This window comes from Falsihalocynthiibacter arcticus (assembly GCF_000812665.2).
GTDB classification, from domain to species: domain Bacteria; phylum Pseudomonadota; class Alphaproteobacteria; order Rhodobacterales; family Rhodobacteraceae; genus Falsihalocynthiibacter; species Falsihalocynthiibacter arcticus.
Genome location: NZ_CP014327.1, coordinates 2,171,089 through 2,194,784 on the forward strand (window position 1 = coordinate 2,171,089; position 23,696 = coordinate 2,194,784).

Consider the following 23,696-nt stretch of genomic DNA (forward strand, 5'->3'; position numbering starts at 1 on the left):
CTCTAGGCTCAGATGGACAAGCCCAGCGTGTCGCCCGTGAAGCGATTAAACAGGATTGAAAAACTCGAGCGCAACCGAGGGAGAAAACCGCCCTCAAGGACGTCCTGTTTGGCGACGAGGGGCAAGCGGGTTTGGGGCATGTCGGGAAGCGTCAAAACGAGTTCGGCGAGGGCGTCCCCCGCCGTGACGGGCGCTTGAATCGGACTATTAAACACAACTTCTGCCTGAATTTCGCCCTGTGCAAGAGCTGGAAATAATATCTGCAGGTCTTCTGGTGCAATCAAATCCACAGTTTGTGTGCTGCCCATCCACACAGGGGCGGTTGCCATGATCTCGTCTTTTTTGGCCAATGTCTTTAGAACAAATTGCCGAAAGGCCCAGTTCACCACTTGCTCCGCCTCTTCTGCGCGCTCTTTTTCACTGTTAAGGCCAGAAATGACAAATACAACCCGTCGATCGCCTTGCAGGGCAGAGCCAATAAGCCCATAGCCCGCCTCGCTTGTGTGCCCCGTTTTTAGGCCGTCCGCACCGATATTGAGTTTGAGCAATGGGTTGCGATTGAAGCGGTTGTCTGGTGCTCGCCCGTCATAGCCGAACTCTGTCTGAGCGAAGAAATGATAGTATTCAGGGAACTCCGTGATCAACCGTTGCCCCAATGAGCCAAGATCCCGCATACTCATACGTTGATTGGGCGCAGGCCAGCCGGAGGCGTTCTCAAAAGTGGAATTATTCATCCCGAGTGCCTTGGCGCGGTCATTCATCAGGCGCGCGAAGGCCTCTTCTGTGCCTGCAAGCCCTTCAGCTACAACGACACAAGCGTCGTTTCCAGACAGCACAATGATGCCTTGAATTAATTCGCCAACGGTGGGGCGATCAGTTTCATTAAGAAACATTGTCGAGCCGCCCATGTTTTTCGCCCGCGTCGATACGGAAAAAACCGTGTCCATGGTCACGCGCCCGTCCTGTAGGGCCTCAAACAACATATTAATCGTCATTAGTTTTGACATCGAAGCTGGAGGCAATGGGATGTCGGCATTTTTTTCAAGAAGCACTGTACCTGTCGTAAGGTCCAATACATACGCGCTTTGGGCGCGCGTATCGTAGTTCTGCGCCTGTGCCGGAAAAGCGGCGGGTAGCGCGAGGAAAAGCGTCAAAAATCCGGTTATTACGGATCGGCGCCCAATTTCGGATCGCAGGTTATTGAACAAACGCATGACGCTCCCCCTTTTTAGATTTAGTTTGATACGTAGTAGGCGTCGCTATAGCCCAGTGCTGTTACCGATTTTTGTAACGCATCTTTTTCGGATTTTCCGCCCACAGGTCCAACAACCACGCGCCAGAAAGTTTTCCCTTTGGAGGTTTGTTTCTTGATCGTTGGGATCATGCCCGCGCCGCGCATTTTTTCTGCTGTTGAGTTTGCGTTGGCTTCGATGCTGTAAATCCCAAGTTGTAGGAAGGATTGCTTGGTGGTATTTTTCGTCGACGATACAGCAGGTTTTGGTGTCGCTGCTGGCATTGCCGCGATCACTGGTGCCACTTCGCTGTCTACCGCATCAAGCGCCGCAGAAGCGGATGCAATTGGATCGAGCGCGGTTTCCGTAACTTCAGCGGCGATCACAACCTCTCCATCCGAAACCTCAACCATTTCTATGCTCTCGTCGGGGTCTTCAATCGTAATTTCTTCACGCCGTAAAGCGGTAACGCTCATCTGGACGGGAGCACCGGCGATCATCCCAATGGCGTCTGCCGCGTCCGAGGAAACCTGAAGTTTGGGGCCAGGTGTTTCACGCTCTTTTCGGAAAAGAGCGCCAATGACAAACTTGCCGTTTGCCTCATTCCGGATCAAAACCCGCTCAGGGTCTTTTGCGGTTGGATGTGCAACCCAAACCCCACCCAGTGACGGGCGGCCATCCCAAAGCCCCTCTTCGGTGACTTGAAAAACCTCCGGTGCTTCGACATCATTTTCAACGGTTCTTGTTGATCCTGATGTTGATTTTCCGGGGTTATTTTTTGTACCCGTATTTTCGACGCAACCCGCAAGCCCAAGGCTCAAGGCCGTGATTACGGCAAATTTGATATACGATTGTCCCAACATGCTTCGCCCTCTATCGTCCGCGTTTGCACGCGTAACCGCCAGTTTCTGGCTATTTTTATATTTCTTTCCCAATGCCTTGGTCCATTTTTCGTAAAATGCACTGGTGGCAATTCGCCTGATTTTATTACACCTATAGTGTCTTTTGCCGCCACTCTAACCAAGCCTTGGGCACATGAAAAGCCTGTCCTACACCAATGCGCGATTTTCTGCGCTCAACTGAGGGCTTTTCGAATCACAAAACCCTCGTTAACACGTGCGAAGTCGGAGGAGTGGCAGAGTGGTCGAATGCACCGGTCTTGAAAACCGACGGGCCTTAACGGGTCCCCAGGGTTCGAATCCCTGCTCCTCCGCCACTGAGCTCGTTTTTACTGTTTTAATTTAGATACTTGAGTGAGGTTGCGTTGATTTCATCCCCCATTATATCCCCCAGATTGATTTGCTCGTTTGCTTGCCCGTACCCCTGTTGAGCGCCTACATTTATTGCAAACGCATAACCTAGCACGGTCCCTTTGTGCCCATGCGCTGCGTTTAAAACCCCCCTCCGTTAAAAGCCGCTATCTTCAAACCTGAATACCCGCGCAGTTTCCGCGTGCGCTATGTTTACGTTGTGCAAAAAAGGGGGGGGTGGGGGCGCTCCGAAGTTCTAGAAGTCAAATTCAGGGACCGTCATGGGAAGCCCGCCGTGAGTGCTAACACAGCTTTCTCGCGCACGCGCACGCGCGAGGGGGCAGTGAAAAGCTTATAGCGGCGTAATCTAGGGACCGATATGGGCTGGTATTTAGAGCTGACCACAATTCAGAGAATCTCCCCCAACTGCACGAAAGGCGGAAACTGACTTTTTACCTTTCAACTGCCTGTGCGTGAATTTTCCTATCCCATGCGGTCCGTCAGCGCAGTGCTTAGAGATATGACCACCCCCTTGGGGTGCGCCTCTAAACTTTACCTGTTGCGGTTTAAGGCATGCGAGATTCGTAGCGCTGACTACTAGTTCTCACAACTCTACCCCTGCCTATGGCTTAGATGTATATATGTCCTGATATTTGTGACGCGACAAAGGCCAATATTGCCCAGCGCGTCACAGATTTTATGCCAGTTTGAAGTTCTGTCAGGGTGCTCGATCAGCAACTGTCACGCCAGTTATGCCACCTTGTCCTGATTTTTATGCGGGGGTTTTGTTTTGTTCCAGCGTGCAAAGCTCATTGGTGCGGGTTGGCCTTCGCGTAGAGGAACCTCTTCGAGCGCCCAAACAGATGCGCGGCCAATGCCTGATGGGCCAAGGTGTGGCGCTTGAGTCATGCGGATGAAGCCGCGCTCCTGCAGGGTGTCGAACAATCCACCGATGGTGTTGCGATGCACGTTCAAAGCCTTTGCCGCGTCCCTGTGGCTTAGAATAATTGCGCTGTTATTCACGCCATTGAAACGGCGTTTGAGCTCGATGTAGAGCGCCCTCGGCGCGGGTTTCATTGTAGACCAGGCCTCTGTGGCTTGGACCCATTCGGGAAGCTGGACGTGACGCCCAGCCCCCTTTCCCCTTTTTTGCCATTTATAGGATTTAGTCGCCATAGATTGCACCTGTGAACAGATCCGCTTTGACTTGTGCCAAGGCAGTGCCTACGCGGGAACGCCGCTTGATTTCCTTTGCCAAGGCGCTGGGCGGTGCGGGGTTGTAAATGTGGCACTTCATGCGGCTTCTCCCTTGGCGGAAGGGGTAATGGTGGCAAGCAACTTATAGCGTGCGTGCGTCCCCTTGAATGGGCCTTCGTGTGCCTCTGTGTGGGTGATGATAGGGACGCCCATGCCGCGCAGGTTGAAGATGTAGGCGCTCCAACGTGGCGCGGGATTGTTTATCGGAGTGCATCCCTTGATGCCTGCTTGTGCCAGTTGTTCGAGCGCCCAGCGGTCACGGCCTTTGACTGTGATGGTGAACGGGTGTCCCTCTGTGGGGGTGATGATGAAGGTGGCGTCAGGCCAGCCGATATTGTTTTGAGCCATGCTCAATTCCTCTCTTCTAAGAGTTGTATTTTGAAGGGAGAGGACGTAGGGTTTGGCTGTCGAGACCGTATGCCCGTGTCCCCTTAGTTGGCGGCGCGGGTTTACTTTATGCCGCGTCCGCCTGCTTGGATGCGACCCAAGCGGCCAAGCTGGATTCAGTCCAGCCAACGGCGCGTTTGCCGATGCGGATTGGCTTGGGGAATGTTCCCTCTGCAATCATGACATAAAGCGTCGAGCGCGAAAGTCCGATGCGCTTTTCGACCTGTGTGCGTCTTAGGATATTGTCTGCCATATCTGTTCCCTATCTGTTTCTACAGGAACAACCTAAATGAGCTGATTTTTAAGTTCACCAACAAGGATGGAGACACCAAGCATGTTCTTTCATGCCTTGGTGTTCCCTTCAAATCTCTTTAGCGCATTCATTGCACTGTGGGGGCTTCCCTCTATCTCGAAGTATGACCAAATATCATTCACAAATTGCCCAAATTTGGTTTCAAGCTTTGGGTGGCCGAAGCGCCTATCGACTGCCTTCGTTTCATTCCAGTAAGAAAGGCATCCGCGAATGGCGTCGACGCTCTTCCAGTTGGTGGCGTTTGTCTTTGATCTGGGGTCATGCTCTGATATTATGTAGCTGCGAGTATTCTCTATCGGCTTGCTCAAAAGCTTGTGCATATCAAATAGGCAATAATAAGCGTCATATGGGGTCGCGGTTTGGGTTGCAGACCAACCAAGCGGCCGCTCTCTCTTTGAGAAGTCGGTGTACGATGAAGACCAAATGCTAAGTCTGTCACGCACAAACTCAGAAATTTCTAGTGTTTCAATTTCATGTAAGAGTTCAGCTAGCCTTTCCAGTGCCTTCAAATCTCGCGCACCTGCATGGGGTTTGTGGGCAAATAAGAATATTTTCGACCAAAATTTTTCAGCCTCTTCAACAAGGTCTGCGTCTGCCAGCTCGGTCAAAAAGTGACTATAAAGGATTTCGCCAATTTCGCCAAAGACCGTTTCCCAATATTCGTCAGATGGTCCATTGTCGCCAATGTCATGGTCGCTGTATCTTTTACCCATTCAGCGGCACCACTTTCGCAGATCCATCCAACGCCAAGAAACCCGCCCATGCATCCATCATCATGCGCCGCTTCTCAAATAGATCAGACCGCGCATATGCGGCCTCTGCTTTGTCTTTGAGGCTATGGGCCAAAGCTGACTCTGCGACTTCTCGGGGGAAGTTGGTTTGTTCTTGGGTCCATGTGCGGAATGATGTTCGGAACCCATGAATATCCACGTCATAACCCAACTCTTTGACTAGCTTGGACATGGTGGCGTCACTTAAGGCTTTACCGCGCTTGGTGCCTTCAAAAACCAGACCCGATTCGCCAAGCGCTTTGGCTTGTTCAAGCAATTCGAGGGCGCGCCAACAAAGAGGGATGCGATGCTCTTTCTTCGCCTTCATCCGTGACGCGGGAATAATCCATTCACCTTTTTCCAGATCAAACTCTGACCAGACCGCATTGCGCACTTCGCCAGAACGGGTCGCGGTCAGGACTAGCAATTCAAATGCCAACTTCGTGGCGATGCCAGCGTTAGAGAGTTGGACGGTAGCAATGCAATTTGCAACGTCTTGATAGGGTAACGCCTTGCGCTGGGCGCTAGTGCGGTCGTGTTTGGGAAGGGCTTGGTTGATTGCCTCTGCGGGGTTGTCTTGTCGCCAGCCTTGCGCCACGGCCCATTTCAGGACCATCCCAAGGCGCTGCTTAACCCGCCGCGCAGTTTCAGGTTTTGTTGTCCAGATAGGAGACAAGACCGCCAGCACATCGGCGGTGCTAACATCTGCGACCTTGATTTTGCCGATACGGGGGAAGGCGTAGGTTTCGAGTGTGCTGATGAATTGCTTTGAATGTTTTTCATTACGCCATGTCGGGCGGTGCAACTCGTAGACCCGCTGTGAAGCCTCCGCGAACGTCAGAGCTGCTTGTGCCTCTCTCTTGGCTTGCATGGGGTCACCACCGCTGCGGGCCAGCCTGCGGTTGTCTATGGCGTGCTGTCGCGCTTCCGAGAGGGGAACCAGTGACGGGTTGCCAAGTCCCAACTCACAACGCTTACCTCGTATGGTGATGCGTTGTACCCATTGCTTAGAACCATTCGATTGCACGCGTAGGAATAAGCCTTGACCGTCGAAATACTTGCCAGCGTCTTTTACGGTTTTGACGAATTGGGCTGTGAGTGCCTTCTCTGGCCTGCGTAGTGATGCCTCCGCCATTATCTTATCCCCCAATTTGTCCCCCAGAAGGTGGGGGATTGGATAGGATTATGTCGGAACTTGTCGGAAAGTAAATACACTTTAATCCACTGTGAAATATGGAGTATTTGTAGTTTACTGGATCTATCTGGAACACCTATCGGCGGACTGCTCCTCCGCCATTATATTTCGTGCGTAAATTTTTTTTTGCATGAAATCAGTGGCTTAAATGCGATTTGACTGCCTTTGCTATCTCACCTCCCTTGATTTGCTACCCATTTTGCACCACATTTTGCATTACAAATGCGAACTGTGGGGGTATCAGTATGTCAAAACCTGTCTTGCGTGGAACGACTTGGTATCTAAAGCGGCGGGTCCCTAAAAGGTATGCGTCTGTTGAGCTGCGGCCCGTTGTTTGGGGCAGTCTCAAAACCGATTCCTATAGTGTTGCCGTGCAAAAAACTGCTGGGGTGTGGTTGTCGTATATCGAAGGCTGGGAAGCGCTTCTCGCAGGGCGGGATGGCGATGCGGCAGAGAAGTTTCGCGCCGCGCAACAGTTGGCGGCTCTGAGGGGATTTCAATTTTTATCGATCGATAAGGTCTCACAGGCGCCGTTGAATGAGGTTTTACAGCGCGTTGAGGCGACGCAGGCTGCCGATGGAGCGCCTGACGAGGTGGCCGCATCGGCTCTTTTAGGGGCGGTCGAAGCGCCGCAATTACGACTGTCTGGCATCGTAGAACTTGTCGAAACGCTTGCGGCTCATGACAATCGTTTTAAAAACAGCGAACAATTGCGCTTGTGGCGCTCGCCGCGTCTGCGGGCGGTAAACAATTTGATATCGGCCCTTGGAGAAGACCTAAACGTTGCCACTGTTGGAACGGCGCAAGCGCGTAAACATAAGCGATGGTGGCTGGCCCGCATCGCCAAAGAGGGCCAGTCTGCAACGACGGCGAACAAGGACTTCAACTATATATCTGGTATGCTGACGCGCTTTTATGATGAGCTTGAACATGACGACCCGCCGCGCCCCTATGCAGGCGTCTCGATTCAAGATCGCCACGCAAAGCCGTCGCAGAAACGCGAAGTGCCTGTGGATTGGATTGTCGACAAATGGTTCGCGCCAGATGCGTTGGATGGCCTGAATGATGAGGCGCGGGACATTTTGTTAATGTCGATCGAAACAGGATGCCGTCAGAATGAGATTTATAATCTGCCGGCGTCAGCAATGCGCCTGACAAGCCCTATTCCTCATTTGCGTATCGCGCATGAGCTTTCGGACGATCCTGCAGAGCGCCGCGAAGTTAAAAACTTGCCGTCGCATAGGGAAATACCTCTGGTCGGCGTGGCTTTGGCTGCGGCCAAGAGGCATCCAGCGGGCTTTCCGAAATACCGCAATAAGAGCAACTACAGCGCAGCGGTAAACAAGTATTTGCGCAGCAATAGTTTGTTGCCTGAAGGCGTCACGATTGGCGGTACACGGCACAGTTGGGAAGGCCGCATGAAGCGTGCGGGCTATGAAATGGATGACCGAGGGGAGCTGATGGGACACTCGCTCAAAGCGCGCCGCGGTCGTGAGGTTTACGGCGATGAAATGGGGTTATCTGAGCGACTTCGCATCGCGCAAGAAGTCATGTTGCCGGTTCCCGGGCACCTCGCCTAGGGGCCGAACTCGGCTGATTTACAAGTCGTCTATAGTGCTAATGTGGCAGGCGGGGCAGATAGCGCCGCGCGCGCTCAATCGTGTCGCGCTTCGCTTTCTCGATCTCGAGCTCCTTTTCCAGCCGAAGAAAAATCGGCAAATAGGCATCGTTTTTCTCAAGAAGCATGGCGATGACTTGAAGGCAGGACATTATGCGCAGTTGTGTTTGCGATAGCGTTTGATCGACTTCGTAAGGCGAGCCGCCAGAAGACACAGCGGCAGCGACGGGCGGCACTCCTGCCACCTCCTTGTCGCTTGCATGTCTCTTCTGGTCCCGTGCCATTGGCCGAGGTCTCCCGCCCGTTCCGGCGCAGCGCCGGACGGTCTATATTGATGAGTTTGATGCTGAAGTGTTCTCCAGCCGTCTGATCAAGAATATAGGGCATGGGCGGACCTCATAGGTGGAGATAAAGAGGCGGGATGTTTCTTTTTTGGGGATAAACAAGGTGTTGGAAAAAGTTTTTCAAAAGGAAAGAAGCAGTGGGAAAGCAAAAAAATCACTATAAAAACTCCAAAACCAAGAATCTAAAAAAGCCGTTACCTTTCTTCTTTTCAAAAACAGAAAAAAATTCACCTCTCTTCCTTTGAAGAAACAGAAAAACGCACCTCCTTTAAAAAACCGAAAACAAAAAAATACAAAAACTGCCAATCATTTCCTAAGACAGTGCTGCCCTATTTAAAGATGAAATTCGATTTTCCGCGACTTTGATGGTCATTGGGTCCGGATCGAAAACCTAAGTGATTAACGCAGGCTTGCTGACGTTGGATGAAGGACGCTGGTTCTGACGGTGTGCGAAGTTGACCACGGTGCGCGTCGTTTCCGTCCTGCGTCAGAGTGGTTATCGTCGCCGATACTGTGGACGTACGAACACCGCGCCGCTTTCCAATTGGTTCATGTACCAACAATCAAAACTACAAGGACAACCATTTTCTAGACTCAGAACAGCAGACTCTTTTGACGGTTATCTCTTACCGTTTTTTTGTGCAGCGTTTTGATGTGGACGTTTATCAATAGGATTGGCGGCGAACTCCGACCTCTTTGTTTATGGTGGGCTGGGTGGTTTTAGCGGCGTCTGAGCTGGTGATCCATCGCCTTCAGTTAATGTGGCGAGAAACACCTCGCGCAGCCAAGGTTCGATCTCAGCCGCGCCCATCGAGCGTTTCTGCAGAAGATCGCGCGCCAGTGCTTCCAGTCTGTCGCGGTGCTGCGTCAGGATCGTACCAGCTCGCTTCTCTGCGCGAACAATGCGTTGGCGAACACGATCCCGAATGTTTGGGGTGGAACGGTAGGCTTCCTCTGGTTCTGCGTGCCAAACAGGGCCCTCAACACCAAGGCCGAGCGTCGTTTCTATCTGGATTGCATAGTTTGTGGCAATGGCCAGATCTGAGTTGGTCGGACCGCCTGCGCCTGCGGACACCGCGCCCAACACAAGGCGTTCCGCAGCGCGTCCCCCGAGCGAATAAGCAATCTCGGCTTCAAAGTTCCAGAGTAAACCTTCGTGCGGCGGCGACTGTCGCACAATCTTTCCACCCCCATTGGAAATCTGAATGCTGTCGATCGGGCCCAGCCCGAGCGCGGCGGCCATGATTGCATGTCCGGCCTCGTGAACCGCAATCCGCCACAAGAGGTCGCCATTCTCAGAAGCTGCGTCGATGTTGAGATGATCTTGCAGCATCGCAAGGGTGAGCCGCTTGCCGCTGTGACGGGCATCAGAACGCGCCGCACGGATCGCAGCATCAATATCTGCAGCGCTTTTGCCAAGAGCAAGACGGGCGAGTGTCTGCAGGTCTGCGTCTGCAAGGTCTTCGCTCAAGTGATGGCGCAGGATCGCCAAGAGCGCGCCTGCATCGGGCAGGGGCACCGCCACCTTCAGATCCATACGTCCGGCGCGCAATACCGCAGGGTCCATCTTGTCCGCATGATTAGAGGTGCCAATAAGAATGACGCCCGCGTCGCGCGAGATCGCGTCTAACTCTGCCAGAAATGCATTGATGACTTGCAAACGATAGCCTGATCCATGGCGATCATCACTGTCGCGCGAGCCCACGGCGTCGATCTCATCGATGATCAAAACGCAGGGCGCATTGCGTCGTGCTTCAGCAAAACTGGCCCGCATCTCGCGCAGCATATCGCCCAGATGTCCCGCCGATTGCCATGCGCCAAAGCTGGCGTTGACAGTGGAGAGCCCCGCGCTGTTGCCGACGGCACGGGCCAAATAGGTTTTTCCGGTGCCGGGGGGCCGTAGAGCAAGAGCGAGCGGCTGATCTCATCCCAGCCCGCTTTGCCGGCCTTCCAGAGTTTGAGGTCATCGACAATCCGGCGCGCCGCCGAAAGGGCGAGAGTGTCGCCCGTCATGTCTTCCAAGCGTGGCCCTGTGGAATGGACATCGCGTTTGGTGATGGCGTTCAGCTTTATCAGGGCGTCCTGCAGGGTCGGTGCGCGCAGGGCGGCGCAGGCCGTGACCGTCTCAAGGCCCGACAAGACATCATCGTGCGGCAGGGCAGCCCGCAACGCGACAGGATCGGTGATTTGATCCGACAGATGGCCAGAGTGCAACAGCGTGGCAAGGACATCGCCACAGATCGGCGCCATTGGGAAGACTGGCGGGACCATGGCGGTCAGATGTTTGGGCAGCGAGAGGCCATGCGTCTGCATGATCAGCACGGGTTCGATCAGATCGAAGCTGTCTGTGATGGCTGAAGCTAAGCGCGCTTGTGCATTCTTACTCAATGCTCCATCGACGATGTCAGGCGCGAGGATCTGCCACGGTGCCCGAGGAAAACAGATACTCAAAACATCTTTGAGTATTGTGAGATCTACGACGCCAATGTCCCGCACCACAGTCAGCGCGCCGCACTGCAGGGCAATGTCTATGGCGGTAGGCGACTTGAACGTTGCAGCAAGACGAATTGCGATCAGAACCTGGCGGGCGGGAACGTAGCGCAATGGCGATCGGGTGACCTGCCCGAAGCGCTCGACATCTTTGCCGGACTCGAACTTTGTGAATAGTTCGTCGAGATCTGAAGGCGTATGACTGGCATCTGATGGTGCGCCGTGATGGTGCCGCAGGCGCTCAATGAGCGTGCTGGCGAAGTCATTCCAAGCGGGAGTGTTGATTTTAGAATTGGGCATAGGGAAGCCCTCCCTGTAAGAGAGTGAGGGGAAAAGCCCCGCGAGCAGTACGCTCGCGGGATCTGTCCTAAATTTGCAGTCTGACGGGGCCGTTTACGCGGCCTGCACCTCGATCTTGTCGAGATGACCGAGAATGGTCTTGGTCAGCCGCGCGTCGTAAATCTCCGATTTGACGCGGATCTGGGTGCGATAGCTCGCGGGATCGACGACGCAATCTGCGTGCTCGCGAAGCAGTTTTGCGTGCAGGCGCTTTTCTAGGCGAATGGCGTCTTGCCCTGTGGCCATGGGAATTTGACGCAGAATGGCGCAGGGCATATCCATATCGCGCTGCAGTTGATACCGCAGACGGCTGCCAGGATCGCGGGAAAACCCGAGCTTCACAAGCTCACGCCCGTTTGAGAGCGTGAAGGACATTGCGTAGAGAAAGCTTGGCGCAGCAACCCAGTCTTCGCTGCAGCCCCCGCAACCGAAGCGGCCTGTTTGCATATTGACGCGCGCCACACGCTGCTCGTGACCACAATCCATATGTTTGTAGAGGCGATAGTTCTGATCGCCCTCGGGATCGGGGCAAAGCAGATGCCAACCCCGCGCTTGCGCCACACCGATCTCGCTGGCGGCATGGCATGTCTCGCAGCGAACGCCTGTTTGCAAGGCGGCAACGCGTTTGATTAATTCGAATTGGCGACGGAGCTGATGCCCACAGGCTGCACGATAGAGGCCGTAGTGACGGTTTTTGGGATCACGGCTCAGAAACTCCAGCCCAGCGGCCGCAGCATCTGAGGCCCAGACCTGTTCAATGCACGCGGAACAATTGGGCTGGCTGTTCATCAAAGTAAAGAGACGCACCTTATTGAGCGCGCCGCACTGATGGCAGCGCAAGGCGAGGTGCAGCCGATCAACAACGCGGGCCACAATATCGAAGCCTTTCGATTTTGCCGTCGCGATCCAATGCGGCTGCAAACTGCCTTTGTGGATGGGCAGCAGAGTGTTTTGAATGGTCATCATGTTTTGGGAATGGGAAATCGTGTTCATGGGATGCTCTCCAGATAAGAAAATAAGATATGCAATATGAGGGGGCCGCAGCCGCAGGGCTGCAGACGCAGGTGTGCGCGTTGCCAAAAGGAAGATGGCAATCCGTTAGATAGAAAATGGGGATCGATTAATTAGAAGGCTGGCGCAGGAGGCTCGTCTTGATCGCGCTTGTCATCCAGAACCTCTGGCGCAGAGTCAAACAACGGCAATGCAACCAGCGCCGTCATCAAGTGACGCGCTTGGATCAACATCGCATTGCGCTGCATGGCGATGGCGCCAATGCCAGCAATTTGAAACTGCGAAAAGAATGCAAAGTGCATCTCCTGGTGCAGGCGACGGGCCCCGCCAAGCTCTTCACAACCAAGCATGGCATCAATGAGCAGCGCCGTGCGAAACAGCGGTTGATCGAAAAGGGTCGCATTCGGCAGAGCGTGAAAATGACGCAAACCATCCGTGAGGCGGGTTTGGGCGCGTTCAGCATCGCGGAGCCACAGGCGGTAAGCCGGATCTTGGCTGTGCCCAACACCTTCAAGATCGCGTTCGGCGCCAATGAAATCTGCGACACGCGCGAGAAGAAGAGGGAAGGTAAGGGGCGCCGGTGTTTGACGCGGGTCTTTATGCGCCGAAAAAGGCGTGATAGGGCTGTGTTTAGTCATCTGAGATCTCCTAAGGATTGATGATGGTTAGGAATCGTTGGGTGCTCGTAACACCCTGCGGTTCCGTCTATTGCAATTGTTAGTAAGTGTTAGTATGTTGTGTTGATAGCAACAAGTCAATAGCGGATTACTAACATTGTCTAACAAACGCGAGCTTAAGTCGGCCCCTTTGGGATTGCGCATAACACCAAGCTTAAAAGAGGCGCTGGAAAAAGCAGCTCAAAAAGATAGCAGATCGGTTGCCTCGATGGCTGAGGTCATTCTGACACAATGGCTTGAAGAACATGGGCACCTGACACCAGATGAACTCTGATCGCGGCACTGGCTGTTTGAGTGTCCTAAAGGCTAAACGGTGCGCTGGCTCTGTGGAGCGTTCTTGTGCCCCAAAGTTGTAGATTGGAGGTCATGGTTTATTTTTATCGATTTCCTTCCTACAAGCTCGGCATCTCATTTTCTGCATCATAACGCGCCTTCAGCGTGTCGAGGCTTTCATTGGCATCGATGCCCATCTCCTTGCGGATTTCGTCCAGCGTTTGAATGTCTTGTGCAATGACAGCACGCTCTCGTGCCAGAAGCTCATGCACCGTGTCGAAAATGAGACGGCCAATGTCGACAAGGATTGTCATGGCAGGCCGTATGCGAGAATAAATGCTTTGGTGCGTCGTAGGATCGGTGGGGGTTGATTTTGTGAAGACCAGACGTTCGTCTTTGTCCTCTGTTGCCGAGCTATAAGTGAGCAGGCCGTTAGCAACATACTCAAGCCCATATTCCAATGCATCGGTTTTGACAGCAATCGTGTCCGCGCGCTCTTCAGTTAAACGCATTGCGGCTTCAGCCTCCTTCAGAGATTTCTTTGCGTCCTCGGCCTCAGCCAGTTGTGCATTTCGGGAGCCCGTCGCTGCGATGGTGGCCTTTTGAGCCACTTCAGTGTCGTGAATTGCGGCGTCACGCAGTGTCTCGGCTTGTTTCAATTCTGCCGTTACCGTTGTCAGATTGTCGCGTTCCCGGACGACTATTTTAGCCGCAGTTTCGGCTTGTTCGACGCAGCGGCCCACTTGTTCGACTGCCGAAAGAAATGAGGTTTGCGCACCCAAAGCGTTTTTGCGGGCATCCTGCACCGCGCATTCTTCAACCTTACGCTTTGCTTCAGACGCATTGAACAACCGTTCAGCTTCTACCTTGCGTGCATTGGCATCTCGGATCGCGCGCGCCCTCGATTTACGAACAGTTTTGGTGGCGGTGTCACGAGCACCCTCAAGAGTCAGCTTTGCGGTATCTATCGCCGCGTCCCGAGCTGTTTCGGCTTTTTTACAAGCTGTGCTGGTGGCGCTCAATGTAGTCTTTGCATCTGTAATTAGGGATCGAAAAGTGTCGAGCTTTGCTTCTTGTTGACGTGTTTTGCGCCGAGCCGCCCGTTCAGACCGTGAGGCCCGTTGCCGGGTTTTCTTCCTTGCGACAATACAATCTTCTGCGGTCCTCTTTTTGATGGCTTCAGCCTCGACCCACCCTTCCCGACACTCCTCCTCTCGATATTCTGATGGAGGGACATGGCGCCGTTTGTCTGGAACTGGCATCCCAGCCTCTTTCGCTTGCCGCCTCGCTTCAGCGCTCCGTGCCCCGCGAGTGATACCGATCTTTTCAAAATGAGCGCCCACCAAATCCTGTGCCAGTTCGTAGCTTTGCAAAATAGGGTTGGCTGCGGCGCGCAATTGAATTTGATCTCCGCGATTACCCGTGGTCTTTCTGTCCCAGGCTGCTATGACGAAATGGATATGAAATGCCTCTTCATCGCTGTGAGATGCGGAGTATTGCAATTGGCTGCCGGGAAAAGATAAGTGGAGAAAATCCATTGCGTATGCGCGAAAGGTCTCAACTTTTAGCGGGTCCCATTTATCCACGCCAATTCCACCAAACCAAGACTTGTTAACTGTCAGAATACCTTCCCGCAACGGCGCGTCTGTATTGGCATGCCAGGGTGACTTTGCCCCTTCAGCTTGCCTCCGTTTTGCTTCAGAAATCCGTCCCTTTGCTTTAAGGGCGCGCACTTCATTTTTACAGTTCCGCTTTGCCATACGAGCGATGCGGCGCTTGAGTTTGGGGATCCAATTCATGCAGCCATGTTCGATTTTGTTGAGGGTCTTCTTCGTCAAATCAATGTGGCTGAGATCCCCACCTGAGCGCCGATCATGCATCTTGAACCGCGAGAGTTGTTTTGGCTTGAAAGGTGCAAAACGCAAAACTGCAGGCGGCATGGCGACAGGTATGTTTACGGGAATGGCATTGTCAAAGCTTGGCTGGATGGACATGGTGGCCTCATAGATCGGATTACGGTGTTTTTCCGATTCTACGACAGAATAAAGAAAATCCCGCCTGCGAAATTTGCAGACTGCATGGCTTCCATACTCACTAGCGAAGTTGCGGTCCCCACAACTTCACAGCTCGCAAGGGGGATACCCCCTTGACCCCTTCTCGTCTGCAAAATGGGCAAAGCCCGATATTGCAGGCTGCGACCAGCGACCACGCTGGATCCGGTGCCGGTGAAAGGGCAGGGCTCTTTCACCGGCATTTAAAGCCCATGGCTTCCAGTATGCACAGCCATTTATTTCTGATGTTCTGTGCCTTATAAGATTAGTAATACAATGGGGATATGTCGATCATTGCCCGATTCACTGCCCGTTTGATATGTATCGATTGGTCTATTCACGATCAAAGAAACCTAAGCGCCGGCATCGGCAAAGGCCTGTGCGCACCCAGTGGCGATGGAGTGGCTATTCGCGCCCCCCACCACCAAGGTAATTTTGCCTGCCAACGGTTTCATTTTTGCATTACATAGGTCCCGGGGGCGTCGGCCTGCGCCGCATATTTGCCCGAAGCTGCGCCAGTTGGGGGTGGGGCCACGCGTTTTCTGGACCGCGCGGCAAGCCATGCTGCAAAATCCGTCCACCAAGAACCGTCTTTTTGAGTGGTTTCTTCAAGCCATTCTTCAGGGTCACGATAGGCGGCATCCGCCGCCGTGTCGGCAATCCTGAAATGCCGATGCACATGGCCCGGTTCAGAGACAATGCCTGCGTTATGCCCGCCATTTGTCAGCACGAAGGTCATATCCGTATCGGTAAATATGTGCAGTTTATAGACGGATTTCCAAGGCGCGACATGGTCATCCTCGGTGCCAACGGCAAAGATAGGCGCGCGGATATCCGCAATTGCAATCGCTTTGTTACCCGCGTGATAACGCCCCTCGGCCAGATCATTGTTGAGGTACAGATGGCGCAGATATTCCGAATGCATGCGGGCGGGCATCCGCGTAGCGTCGGCATTCCATGCCATAAGGTCAAACGCATCGCCGCGTTGCCCAAGCAGATAGTCGCGAATTACTGGCGCCCAGACCAGATCACGGGCCCGCAAAAGCGCGAAGGCCCCCGCCATTTGGTCGGAGGTCAAAAACCCCTTTTCCGCCATCATGTCCTCAATCAGCGTGACTTCGGCATCGCTGATAAACAGACGCAACGGCCCTGCTTCGGTGAAATCAACCTGTGCGGCGAGGAAGGTGACCGAAGCAAGGCGATCATCCTTGTCGCGCCCCATGGCCGCCGTCGCAATCGACAAAAGCGTCCCACCAAGGCAATAGCCGACCGCGTGGATTTTCGGAGCTTTCGTGATCGCTTGGACGGCGTCTATGGCCTCCATAATGCCAAGTTTCCGGTAATCCTCCATACCGAGATTACGATCTTCGGCGTCAGGGTTTTTCCAAGAGACCATGAACACGGTGAAGCCTTGGGCGACGAGGAACCGGACAAGCGAGTTTTGGGCCGAGAGATCGAGAATATAGTATTTCATGATCCAAGCGGGCACGATCAGAATTGGCTCTGGGTGCGTGGTTTCTGTGGTCGGGGAGTATTGGATAAGTTCGATCAGGTTGTTGCGGAAAACGACTTTGCCAGAGGTGGCCGCCAGATTACGTCCAACTTCAAAGTGTTGCGGAACCTCGCTGTGCAGCTTTCCGGCCTTGCGACCGATATCTTCGGCAAAATTCTTGGCGCCCCGAACGAGGTTTTGACCGTTTTCATCCAGCGACGCGGCGATCACATCCGGATTGGTGAGGGGCGAATTCGACGGAGAGGTTGTATCGACAATCGTGCCAGCAACGAAGGCCATCAGATTTTCATGCTCGGGCGAAACACTATGAACCCCTGTCATCGCGTCCTGCCACCATTGCCAATTTTGCAAGTGGGCTTGCGACCAGACATTGTAGGGAAACTTCTGCCAACCGTCTCCAGAAAACCGTCGATCAGGCGCGGCTTCAGGTGGAGTGCCGCCAAGACAAGTGCCCCAAAGCGCCTGCATGTTTTGCGTCGCTTTTTCAATCAACTGAAGTTGTTTGCCCGGCGAAGATGAGAAATGAACCATCCAGTCCATCCAAGCTTCCGCCAGCACGGACGGGGCAAGCCCCGCCGTGGCCTTAGCAACGCTCGCATGTGCCATACGATCAAGCGCTTCATAGGGTGTCGGCGGAGCGGTTTTCACTGGATCCGAAGGGGGCACTTCGGTGATTTTTTTCGGGGAAGGCGTGACGGTTCGCGCCGTTTTATCTGTGATGAGCTTGGGGCCTGCCACTGTAGAATCTCCTTCACGGGATGGCGTGAAAAACCCACCCTTCGCCGTGACGTTAGGCGCGTTGCTGCCGTGCAGCATTGATTTGAGTCAGTGTCGGACGTTCTAGTCGCAATCCTTTTTGCTCGCGTCTTTGTTAATGTACGCTCAAACTCATTTTTTATCTTGCGCGGACGCTGCGCCGGTGCCCATTTCTATGATTTCACTGTGATGACCTCTTGTAGCACACGGCGTAATTTTGCTTGAAACTCTTCCAACTCACGCCCGATTTGGCCGCCCACAGAGGATATGGCCTCCATACGCGCTTCGTTTGCAGCGGCAAAGGCGTGCAGGGCGGCCTTGCAAACCTATGCATGAAAATAGTCCTGCCCAAGACTGAAGAGGTCCTGCTTTTTCGGACAGTTTTGCGGCTTGGCTAAGATGCGTCTTGTTTCAGTTTATGCCGCTTTTCGTGTTTCCGCTTGGCCGAATTATGCGATGTCCAGAGTGCGCTTGTGAGCGCTACGTGAACTGGTGTCCATTATATGACTGTCCATATTCATTATCTCTGGCTTGCCGCATCGAGGGATAGCCTCCTCCAACGCATCAACACCAAAGCTGGCATCCAGCGTATTGGAAAGCCGTCAGGTCAAGACCTTACACGCATAATTCACCTCGCCGTCCTTTGTTCGATCAAACTAAACTGCTAGAGTTTCTGCGAGGAATTAGACTGTCTTTCAACTCTGGGACAGAGTGCATCGAGACCTATTCGGCGGTTCAGTCTGACATTGTCTTCAACGCGATTTTCAACGACGGGAGTAAGTATGCGCGCTATTTTGATTGTAATCACAATACTTTTCGGTGCGAGCGCTGTTTCTGCACAATTTGTGCAGACAAGCGCAGGCAAAGTGGAACTCACACCGATGGTGACGGGGCTTGATGAGCCTTGGTCGATCGGGTTTTTGCCGGATGGAGGGTATCTCGTCACGGAGCGCGAGGGTAATTTACTCTTTGTGAACGACGGTGCTTCCAAGAACGTCAGAGGGGTGCCGCGGGTCGTTGCATCGGGGCAGGGCGGTTTACTTGACGTTATGATACCGCGTAATTTCTCTCAAACGCGAGACGTTTTTCTGAGTTATTCCAAGGCAATGTCCGGCGGTGCGGGAACTGCGGTTGCTGTTGGGCAACTTAGTTTAGACGGGGGAACGCTCTCCAATATTCGTGATCTATTCCAGATGAATCGAGGATCAAATAGTGGCCGTCATTTCGGGAGCCGAATAGTTGAGGCCGAAGATGGCACATTATTCGTTATGCTTGGTGAAAGAGGTGATGCGTCAGCTGCCCAAGACCTGACTCTGCATCATGGTTCACTTATTCGGATTAATAGAGATGGGTCGATACCTCGGGACAATCCGTTTGTCGGGCAGGCGGGAGCGCTCCCCGAGATTTATTCATATGGACATCGAAATATACAAGGCGGCGCCCTTGATTTGCACGGAACGCTATGGACGGCCGAGCATGGCGCGCAAGGCGGAGACGAAATCAATTCCATTCGGAAAGGCGCGAACTATGGCTGGCCCGTGATTTCTTTTGGTGTTCATTATTCGGGCGAGAAGATTGGGAAAGGCACTGCACAGGCTGGCATGGAGCAACCCGCGCATTATTGGGATCCGTCAATCGCTCCAAGTGGGTTGATGATTTATTCGGGGAAACTATGGCCACAATGGCGGGGCGATTTGTTCGTTGGCAGCTTGAAGTTTGATTACATTTCCCGCCTAGCAGGAGATAATTTACGCGAAGTAGAGCAGTTGAAAAGCACTGAAACCGAAAGGGTTCGCGATATTGTGGAGGCTCCAGATGGGGCGATCTGGTTCATTTCTGTCGGCCGCAAGGCGATCTATCGCATGGCGCCTATCTGACGTAACATTGCAGTTTTAGCGGCTTTAGAGCTGTGGTGATGGGTGCGGGCGCGACAAGAACTGTGACTTTTAAGGGTGTTGTCATGTCTGGATGGCGCCCTTTTAGCAAGGTGAATTTAACAGATGCTTTGGCTTGGCGGTTTGAGTGCCGTCATGTCTTCGGCCTTTGAACGCGGCGCTTTATAATCGCTGGCCCTGATGTTTTCCACTGGAACTGATCCCTATCACATTATCGCGCTTTGATTGCGCAAGAGAATACCAAAATACTGGCTCATCATAACCACTGAGGAGTGGAACATGAAACAAACAACAGGAACACGTCAGAGCGCTGGCGAGAATATCGTCAAAGATCTAGTGCATGGCTATTTTTTAACCAAGGATACCGTCGCGCCATTTTTCATTTGACCAGAGGCTTGGCCGTAAAAACAAAGCTTATATTCTGTCAAATTGGGGGTGCTTACGGTGTGTTCACCCGCCGCAACAATTTTAATTCCACTGTGATCATGGGTCCAAAACAGGCTGACACTTGCGCCAGCCCCCGTTTTACCCGCCGAGGCATGCTTGATTTTTTGACCATTGTGAACGTAATGACCGGTTGCCTTGCCCTTGTCGTCAAAAACATCATTCAACGACTGCGTTAGATTGGATTTTAAACTGATGTCATTGATGACATTCAACATATAGCTTTCGGCTTGAGGTTGTTTCATGGGCCCTGCTACGGTGCCGTCGCTTTTGGTGATGCTAATTTCGTTTGGCATGTTTCTTCCCCCTTACTGGTTAAGTGATAACGTTGGACGTCAGAGCAGTTTGAGCTTTGGTTCGTTTGTGTGATTAATTATGCTGCTTATTTTTGATGTTGCATGCGACGTTGTTGGATAGTCTGCTTTTTGATCTTCTTTCTTTCTCCCAGAATGGCTTTGTCGCTCCCGAAGTGTATGACGTCAGCGATTTGACGTCATAGAGATTCTACTCAGACCGTATCATCATTGGACCAGCAAGGATCAACGCAATCAAGTCTATTTGGCGATTTGTGCCGGTTTTCTGAAACAGGTTTCGAAGATGGAATGACATAGTCGTCTGCGTCACACCTAATTCCTTTGCTACATCGGAAGCGCGGTTTCCGCGGGCTAAGGAACCGGCGACTCGCGCTTCGGTTGGTGTTAGATCGAAAATTTCCATTAGCAATGCTTCCGGAATTGTCCTTTCCTGATCTGGCGTAGAAATGAAAAGCGCGACATGCGGGTAGCCTTTGCCAGCCTTGCCAGATTGGGGGAGGGCGCAAACGAGGACCAAAATCGCGCTGGCTTCCCCTGATTGCTGTAAATTAATACCAACAACATTTTCTTCTCCGGCTTTTGCCAACTCCACAGCATTGCCAATAGCGCGCTTTAAGTCTCTGTTTGATATCGGATCAGTCGAGAAAAAGCCGTCTTGGTCGAGTTCAATAATATCTGTGCTGGTGACTATGCGCTTAGCCGCGCGATTGCTGTGGACGGGTTTCGACGTCTCGTCTAGAAACACCGTTCCGAGCGCGATGAGATTAAGTGCCGCCTCCGCACCGGTGCTGGACAGACCAACAAGCGCTTCACGCAAAGTGGTCATTTCGCTCTCATGTTTATTCCTAATACGGTCGACCTGACGCACCCGTGCCGCGATGGTCGCCAGCATTAGGTCATAATCGACGGGCTTGACCAGATAATCGTCGGCGCCCCGAAGCTTTCCTTTGATCACCTCATAGGGTTCCGACATCGCGGTCAGGAAGACGAAAGGTACCGCGGACAGTTCGGGCCGCATGTTCCGTATCTCTTGCAGCACACCGTAGCCGTCCAGGCCGGGCATCGTTATATCGCAGAGCAACAGATCAGGTGTCAAATCCGACAAGAGTTCCACCGCCTCGTCACCCGAGTGCGCAGCGAGGGTGCGATACCCGGCTTCCTGTAATTCCTCGACTATGTCGTCTAGCAGTGCCTTTTCGTCCTCGATGACGAGGATCAGCGCTCCGTCTGTTGCGCGGTTCATGTCAGGCCTCCCTTGAAGCGGAGCAGTTTCATGCGAAATGTCACGCCTACGACGTCCGACTGCAATGTAATATCGCCCCCCTGCATCCGCGCCAGTGCGCGAGCCATGAACAGGCCAATTCCGGTTCCGGTGATTCCGACACTATTCGCTCCGCGATAGTTGCGATCGAAAATATGGGCACGTTCTTTATCAGGAATAGTCTGGCCAGTATTACACACATCGCAATACAGCCACTGCTCATCCGCGTGCAAAACTACTGATACAGACGTTCGCGGTGCTGCATATTTGATTCCGTTCGACAGAAGGTTTTCCAAAATCTGTTCGACATGGGCCGGGTCGTAGAAAGCCGCACTCGATCCGGACGCCTCACACTGGATCTCAATCCTATATGTCGGGTTCGTTTCACGTTGGCGGGCGCAGACAGTCCTGACAATTTCGCTGAGATCGCATTCTACCCTGCGAGCGCCAATCTGGCCCGCGTCAAGACGCGCAGCATCCAGAGTGCTTTCTACCAGCCGCGTGAGACCGGCAATGGCGCCTCTGGCGCGGTCCGCTCGTTCGGCAATCTCATCCGGTTTCGCATGTGGGCCCCTCCGGATGAGGCGTTGAAGGGCGGAATCCGCCACTGCCAGAGGTGTCCGGAACTGATGCGAGATCATGGCGGCAAAGTTCCGGTAAATTTCGCCCGCCGACCGTTCCCGAAGCAAGGCATCGTCCAATTCGCGGGTGCGCTCAGCCACCAGCTCTTCCAGACGGTCGCGGTCCTGCGTGTTTTTCTGTTGGACGGCATGTCGATCAGATGCATCATTTATAAACAGGATCGCGCCGAGGATATCTTTTTCGTTGCGCAGTGGGAAAAAGCGTAAATCCACATAAAGCGGCTCGTTCGCACCCTTGCGAAAAAGCGGCTGAAGCATCTGTCGTGAGGTTTCACCGTGCAGCGCGCGCTCGATTCCTCGACGTACCACGGTCGTATCAAAAAAGCCGGCGATCCTGTCTAACGGACGGTTGACGGCCTCTTCATCTGTCGTACCCAGTATTTTTGTCATTGCGCCATTCCACATGGTGCATCGCGTGGACCGATCCACAGCTAGGATGCCTTCGCCGCTGGAGGAAACAAGAAGTGCCGAAAAATCCCTTTCGCGCCTCAACATCCGGTTGCGCTGACGCGTTTGTCGTAGCGCCAGAACTAGCGTCACCGCCAGAATTCCGCCGGCGACCATCATGCCGATGAGCGACGCAATAATCTGGCGCAACTGGTCGCGATAGATCTCCAGCCGCCCACCCTGTTCGTCCCATTCAGCAATCATCGCAGCATTTGCGGCCCGCCCGAAAAGGCGGGAAAACGGCGCCAGCGATACGCGCAGCGGCCCGCCGTCACCGGGCGTGAACCCTGCGATCAACGACGCAATTGAAGCGAGCGCCTCGGACAGGTGATCCAGATCGTCGCTAAACCCAATTTTTTCAAGAAACCGGCGCTGTGGCCCAGCATTGAGCAGGGTAAACCGACTGACTAGAATATCGAAGCGCAGTGAAAGATCATCCGACGTGGCTTCTCCAAGGTCTGCCAGCGCTGCTGTCTCTGTCAGACGAAGCGCCGCCACTTCGCTTTGATGCAGCACCCAAAGCATGTTCTGCTCTGCCTCGACGCGCATGGCGTTCTCGATCTCGAACATCCGGATCAATGAAAAGGTCAAAAGTATCGCAAAGGCTACGACCGCTGCGAGCGGTAGGATCAGCCTGAGTGTGGAATTTTGAAAGTGCTTCATTGCACGTTGAGCTGATAAAGCTGCCATACCCAGCGGTAGTCATAGCGGATATCCTGCAAGGCGGGGTGATTATCGCGCGGGTATACAATCCAGAAAGGCCCCTTATCTGCGCGGTTCAGTGCTTGGCCGTCCATGTGCGTGGCGACGATCACGTCATAATCATAGAAATCTATCATCGGGATTTCCACAGCGTAGTCGTTCAGCGCGATAGCGGTGACACTATCGCCCGTTGCGCCGAGGTGGTCGAGCAAGTCGCGCATCAAAAAACCAGTGAAGCTGTGTGTGCCATCGGTGACAACGGTTGAGGTCTCGATTGTGGTTACCGGAAGGGCCTCCAGCATTGCGCGGTCCAAGGCAGCGGGCGCGTCGAGGGTTTGCCCGGTTACTTGCAACAAAATGTCGGGGTTATCCGCGATCACCGCTTTTCCCGCCAACATCAGTCCGCACGCTAAAGCAGTTGCTTTGATGAACATTGCGCCATTCTCCCTTTGTGCTGTCGGCAGATCAACAGTCATCGTGTGCCGATGCAAACACTTTAGGCCAGAATTTATTTCG

21 protein-coding genes and 1 tRNA gene are annotated in these 23,696 nt (G+C 53.4%); 4 read left to right on the forward strand and 18 right to left on the reverse strand.

Translation table 11 applies throughout. The features are described from left to right. Positions 1–8: 8 nt before the first annotated feature. Both RC74_RS10800 and RC74_RS10805 read right to left on the reverse strand, forming a co-directional pair. A complete protein-coding gene (locus RC74_RS10800) occupies positions 9–1,214 on the reverse strand; it encodes a D-alanyl-D-alanine carboxypeptidase family protein (RefSeq protein WP_082802249.1) in 1,206 nt (401 codons plus the stop codon). 20 nt (positions 1,215–1,234) lie between these two features. Continuing rightward, complete coding sequence (locus RC74_RS10805) at positions 1,235–2,095, reverse strand: SPOR domain-containing protein (protein WP_039001035.1); 861 nt, start codon at positions 2,093–2,095, stop codon at positions 1,235–1,237. Between the two features lie 263 nt (positions 2,096–2,358). Between RC74_RS10805 and RC74_RS10810 the strand changes: the two genes are divergently transcribed. Further along, positions 2,359–2,448 (forward strand) — tRNA-Ser (locus RC74_RS10810). 784 nt (positions 2,449–3,232) lie between these two features. On the opposite strand, the gene RC74_RS10815 is transcribed toward RC74_RS10810, so the two are convergent. From RC74_RS10815 to RC74_RS10835, 6 genes are all read right to left on the reverse strand, one after another. Further along, a complete protein-coding gene (locus tag RC74_RS10815) occupies positions 3,233–3,658 on the reverse strand; it encodes a hypothetical protein (protein WP_039001034.1) in 426 nt (141 codons plus the stop codon). Next, a complete protein-coding gene (locus tag RC74_RS23385) occupies positions 3,648–3,779 on the reverse strand; it encodes a hypothetical protein (protein WP_257722121.1) in 132 nt (43 codons plus the stop codon). Before RC74_RS23385 ends, RC74_RS10815 begins: the two co-directional genes overlap by 11 nt. Then, on the reverse strand, positions 3,776–4,087 hold the full coding sequence (locus tag RC74_RS10820; RefSeq protein ID WP_039001033.1) for a winged helix domain-containing protein: 312 nt from the start codon (positions 4,085–4,087) through the stop codon (positions 3,776–3,778). Before RC74_RS10820 ends, RC74_RS23385 begins: the two co-directional genes overlap by 4 nt. A 106-nt stretch (positions 4,088–4,193) precedes the next feature. Beyond that, entirely contained in the window at positions 4,194–4,379 is a 186-nt protein-coding gene (locus tag RC74_RS10825) for a helix-turn-helix transcriptional regulator (RefSeq protein ID WP_039001032.1), read from the reverse strand. A gap of 89 nt (positions 4,380–4,468) precedes the next feature. Continuing rightward, positions 4,469–5,152 (reverse strand): hypothetical protein, encoded by a 684-nt coding sequence (locus RC74_RS10830; protein WP_039001031.1) that lies wholly within the window; start codon positions 5,150–5,152, stop codon positions 4,469–4,471. Then, positions 5,145–6,344, reverse strand: coding sequence for a tyrosine-type recombinase/integrase (locus tag RC74_RS10835; RefSeq protein ID WP_039001030.1), 1,200 nt, complete (start codon positions 6,342–6,344; stop codon positions 5,145–5,147). Before RC74_RS10835 ends, RC74_RS10830 begins: the two co-directional genes overlap by 8 nt. 305 nt (positions 6,345–6,649) lie before the next feature. On the opposite strand from RC74_RS10835, the gene RC74_RS10840 reads away from it, so the two are divergent. After that, positions 6,650–7,984: a site-specific integrase gene (locus RC74_RS10840; protein WP_039001029.1), complete on the forward strand. Its 1,335-nt coding sequence runs from the start codon at positions 6,650–6,652 to the stop codon at positions 7,982–7,984. Positions 7,985–8,021: 37 nt separating this feature from the next. Here the strand turns inward: RC74_RS10840 and RC74_RS10845 are convergent, their stop codons facing one another. The 4 genes from RC74_RS10845 to RC74_RS10870 all read right to left on the reverse strand — a co-directional run bounded on the left by RC74_RS10845 (position 8,022) and on the right by RC74_RS10870 (position 12,844). Beyond that, positions 8,022–8,306 (reverse strand): hypothetical protein, encoded by a 285-nt coding sequence (locus RC74_RS10845; RefSeq protein ID WP_156477450.1) that lies wholly within the window; start codon positions 8,304–8,306, stop codon positions 8,022–8,024. A 760-nt stretch (positions 8,307–9,066) separates the two neighbouring features. After that, the gene (locus tag RC74_RS10855; RefSeq protein WP_082802250.1) at positions 9,067–10,239 is read right to left on the reverse strand and encodes an AAA family ATPase; all 1,173 of its coding nucleotides are present in this window, start codon (positions 10,237–10,239) and stop codon (positions 9,067–9,069) included. Positions 10,240–11,249: 1,010 nt separating this feature from the next. Next, the gene (locus RC74_RS10865; RefSeq protein WP_236939909.1) at positions 11,250–12,188 is read right to left on the reverse strand and encodes a GIY-YIG nuclease family protein; all 939 of its coding nucleotides are present in this window, start codon (positions 12,186–12,188) and stop codon (positions 11,250–11,252) included. 131 nt (positions 12,189–12,319) lie between these two features. Then, the gene (locus RC74_RS10870) at positions 12,320–12,844 is read right to left on the reverse strand and encodes a hypothetical protein (protein ID WP_038999946.1); all 525 of its coding nucleotides are present in this window, start codon (positions 12,842–12,844) and stop codon (positions 12,320–12,322) included. 136 nt (positions 12,845–12,980) lie between these two features. Here RC74_RS10870 and RC74_RS21710 point away from each other — a divergent pair, with 136 nt between their 5' ends. Next, the gene (locus RC74_RS21710) at positions 12,981–13,157 is read left to right on the forward strand and encodes a hypothetical protein (protein ID WP_082802251.1); all 177 of its coding nucleotides are present in this window, start codon (positions 12,981–12,983) and stop codon (positions 13,155–13,157) included. Positions 13,158–13,275: 118 nt separating this feature from the next. Here RC74_RS21710 and RC74_RS10875 read toward each other — a convergent pair whose 3' ends face one another. Together RC74_RS10875 and RC74_RS10885 are read right to left on the reverse strand one after the other, a co-directional pair. After that, entirely contained in the window at positions 13,276–15,150 is a 1,875-nt protein-coding gene (locus RC74_RS10875; protein WP_038999945.1) for a plasmid recombination protein, read from the reverse strand. A 508-nt stretch (positions 15,151–15,658) separates the two neighbouring features. Continuing rightward, positions 15,659–17,458: a PHA/PHB synthase family protein gene (locus RC74_RS10885; protein WP_236939910.1), complete on the reverse strand. Its 1,800-nt coding sequence runs from the start codon at positions 17,456–17,458 to the stop codon at positions 15,659–15,661. Positions 17,459–18,258: 800 nt separating this feature from the next. Between RC74_RS10885 and RC74_RS10890 the strand changes: the two genes are divergently transcribed. Then, on the forward strand, positions 18,259–19,353 hold the full coding sequence (locus tag RC74_RS10890; protein ID WP_038999941.1) for a PQQ-dependent sugar dehydrogenase: 1,095 nt from the start codon (positions 18,259–18,261) through the stop codon (positions 19,351–19,353). A gap of 362 nt (positions 19,354–19,715) precedes the next feature. Here the strand turns inward: RC74_RS10890 and RC74_RS10895 are convergent, their stop codons facing one another. The 4 genes from RC74_RS10895 to RC74_RS10910 form a co-directional block, all read right to left on the reverse strand. Next, a complete protein-coding gene (locus RC74_RS10895; protein ID WP_062628210.1) occupies positions 19,716–20,111 on the reverse strand; it encodes a hypothetical protein in 396 nt (131 codons plus the stop codon). A gap of 208 nt (positions 20,112–20,319) precedes the next feature. Next, positions 20,320–21,372 (reverse strand): response regulator, encoded by a 1,053-nt coding sequence (locus tag RC74_RS10900; protein WP_039004122.1) that lies wholly within the window; start codon positions 21,370–21,372, stop codon positions 20,320–20,322. Continuing rightward, positions 21,369–23,168, reverse strand: a complete 1,800-nt coding sequence (locus RC74_RS10905) for a sensor histidine kinase (protein WP_082802253.1) — start codon at positions 23,166–23,168, stop codon at positions 21,369–21,371. Before RC74_RS10905 ends, RC74_RS10900 begins: the two co-directional genes overlap by 4 nt. Further along, on the reverse strand, positions 23,138–23,614 hold the full coding sequence (locus tag RC74_RS10910) for a putative pterin-binding protein (protein WP_156477451.1): 477 nt from the start codon (positions 23,612–23,614) through the stop codon (positions 23,138–23,140). Before RC74_RS10910 ends, RC74_RS10905 begins: the two co-directional genes overlap by 31 nt. Positions 23,615–23,696: the final 82 nt, after the last annotated feature.

What these genes read in the sequence shown, in the direction of transcription:
- RC74_RS10800 (WP_082802249.1), bottom strand. Translation starts at nt 1,214, where the DNA reads ATGCGTTTGTTCAATAACCTGCGATCCGAAATTGGGCGCCGATCCGTA.
- RC74_RS10805 (WP_039001035.1), bottom strand. Translation starts at nt 2,095, where the DNA reads ATGTTGGGACAATCGTATATCAAATTTGCCGTAATCACGGCCTTGAGC.
- RC74_RS10815 (WP_039001034.1), bottom strand. Translation starts at nt 3,658, where the DNA reads ATGGCGACTAAATCCTATAAATGGCAAAAAAGGGGAAAGGGGGCTGGG.
- RC74_RS23385 (WP_257722121.1), bottom strand. Translation starts at nt 3,779, where the DNA reads ATGAAGTGCCACATTTACAACCCCGCACCGCCCAGCGCCTTGGCAAAG.
- RC74_RS10820 (WP_039001033.1), bottom strand. Translation starts at nt 4,087, where the DNA reads ATGGCTCAAAACAATATCGGCTGGCCTGACGCCACCTTCATCATCACC.
- RC74_RS10825 (WP_039001032.1), bottom strand. Translation starts at nt 4,379, where the DNA reads ATGGCAGACAATATCCTAAGACGCACACAGGTCGAAAAGCGCATCGGA.
- RC74_RS10830 (WP_039001031.1), bottom strand. Translation starts at nt 5,152, where the DNA reads ATGGGTAAAAGATACAGCGACCATGACATTGGCGACAATGGACCATCT.
- RC74_RS10835 (WP_039001030.1), bottom strand. Translation starts at nt 6,344, where the DNA reads ATGGCGGAGGCATCACTACGCAGGCCAGAGAAGGCACTCACAGCCCAA.
- RC74_RS10840 (WP_039001029.1), top strand. Translation starts at nt 6,650, where the DNA reads ATGTCAAAACCTGTCTTGCGTGGAACGACTTGGTATCTAAAGCGGCGG.
- RC74_RS10845 (WP_156477450.1), bottom strand. Translation starts at nt 8,306, where the DNA reads ATGGCACGGGACCAGAAGAGACATGCAAGCGACAAGGAGGTGGCAGGA.
- RC74_RS10865 (WP_236939909.1), bottom strand. Translation starts at nt 12,188, where the DNA reads ATGAACACGATTTCCCATTCCCAAAACATGATGACCATTCAAAACACT.
- RC74_RS10870 (WP_038999946.1), bottom strand. Translation starts at nt 12,844, where the DNA reads ATGACTAAACACAGCCCTATCACGCCTTTTTCGGCGCATAAAGACCCG.
- RC74_RS10875 (WP_038999945.1), bottom strand. Translation starts at nt 15,150, where the DNA reads ATGTCCATCCAGCCAAGCTTTGACAATGCCATTCCCGTAAACATACCT.
- RC74_RS10890 (WP_038999941.1), top strand. Translation starts at nt 18,259, where the DNA reads ATGCGCGCTATTTTGATTGTAATCACAATACTTTTCGGTGCGAGCGCT.
- RC74_RS10895 (WP_062628210.1), bottom strand. Translation starts at nt 20,111, where the DNA reads ATGCCAAACGAAATTAGCATCACCAAAAGCGACGGCACCGTAGCAGGG.
- RC74_RS10900 (WP_039004122.1), bottom strand. Translation starts at nt 21,372, where the DNA reads ATGAACCGCGCAACAGACGGAGCGCTGATCCTCGTCATCGAGGACGAA.
- RC74_RS10905 (WP_082802253.1), bottom strand. Translation starts at nt 23,168, where the DNA reads ATGGCAGCTTTATCAGCTCAACGTGCAATGAAGCACTTTCAAAATTCC.
- RC74_RS10910 (WP_156477451.1), bottom strand. Translation starts at nt 23,614, where the DNA reads ATGTTCATCAAAGCAACTGCTTTAGCGTGCGGACTGATGTTGGCGGGA.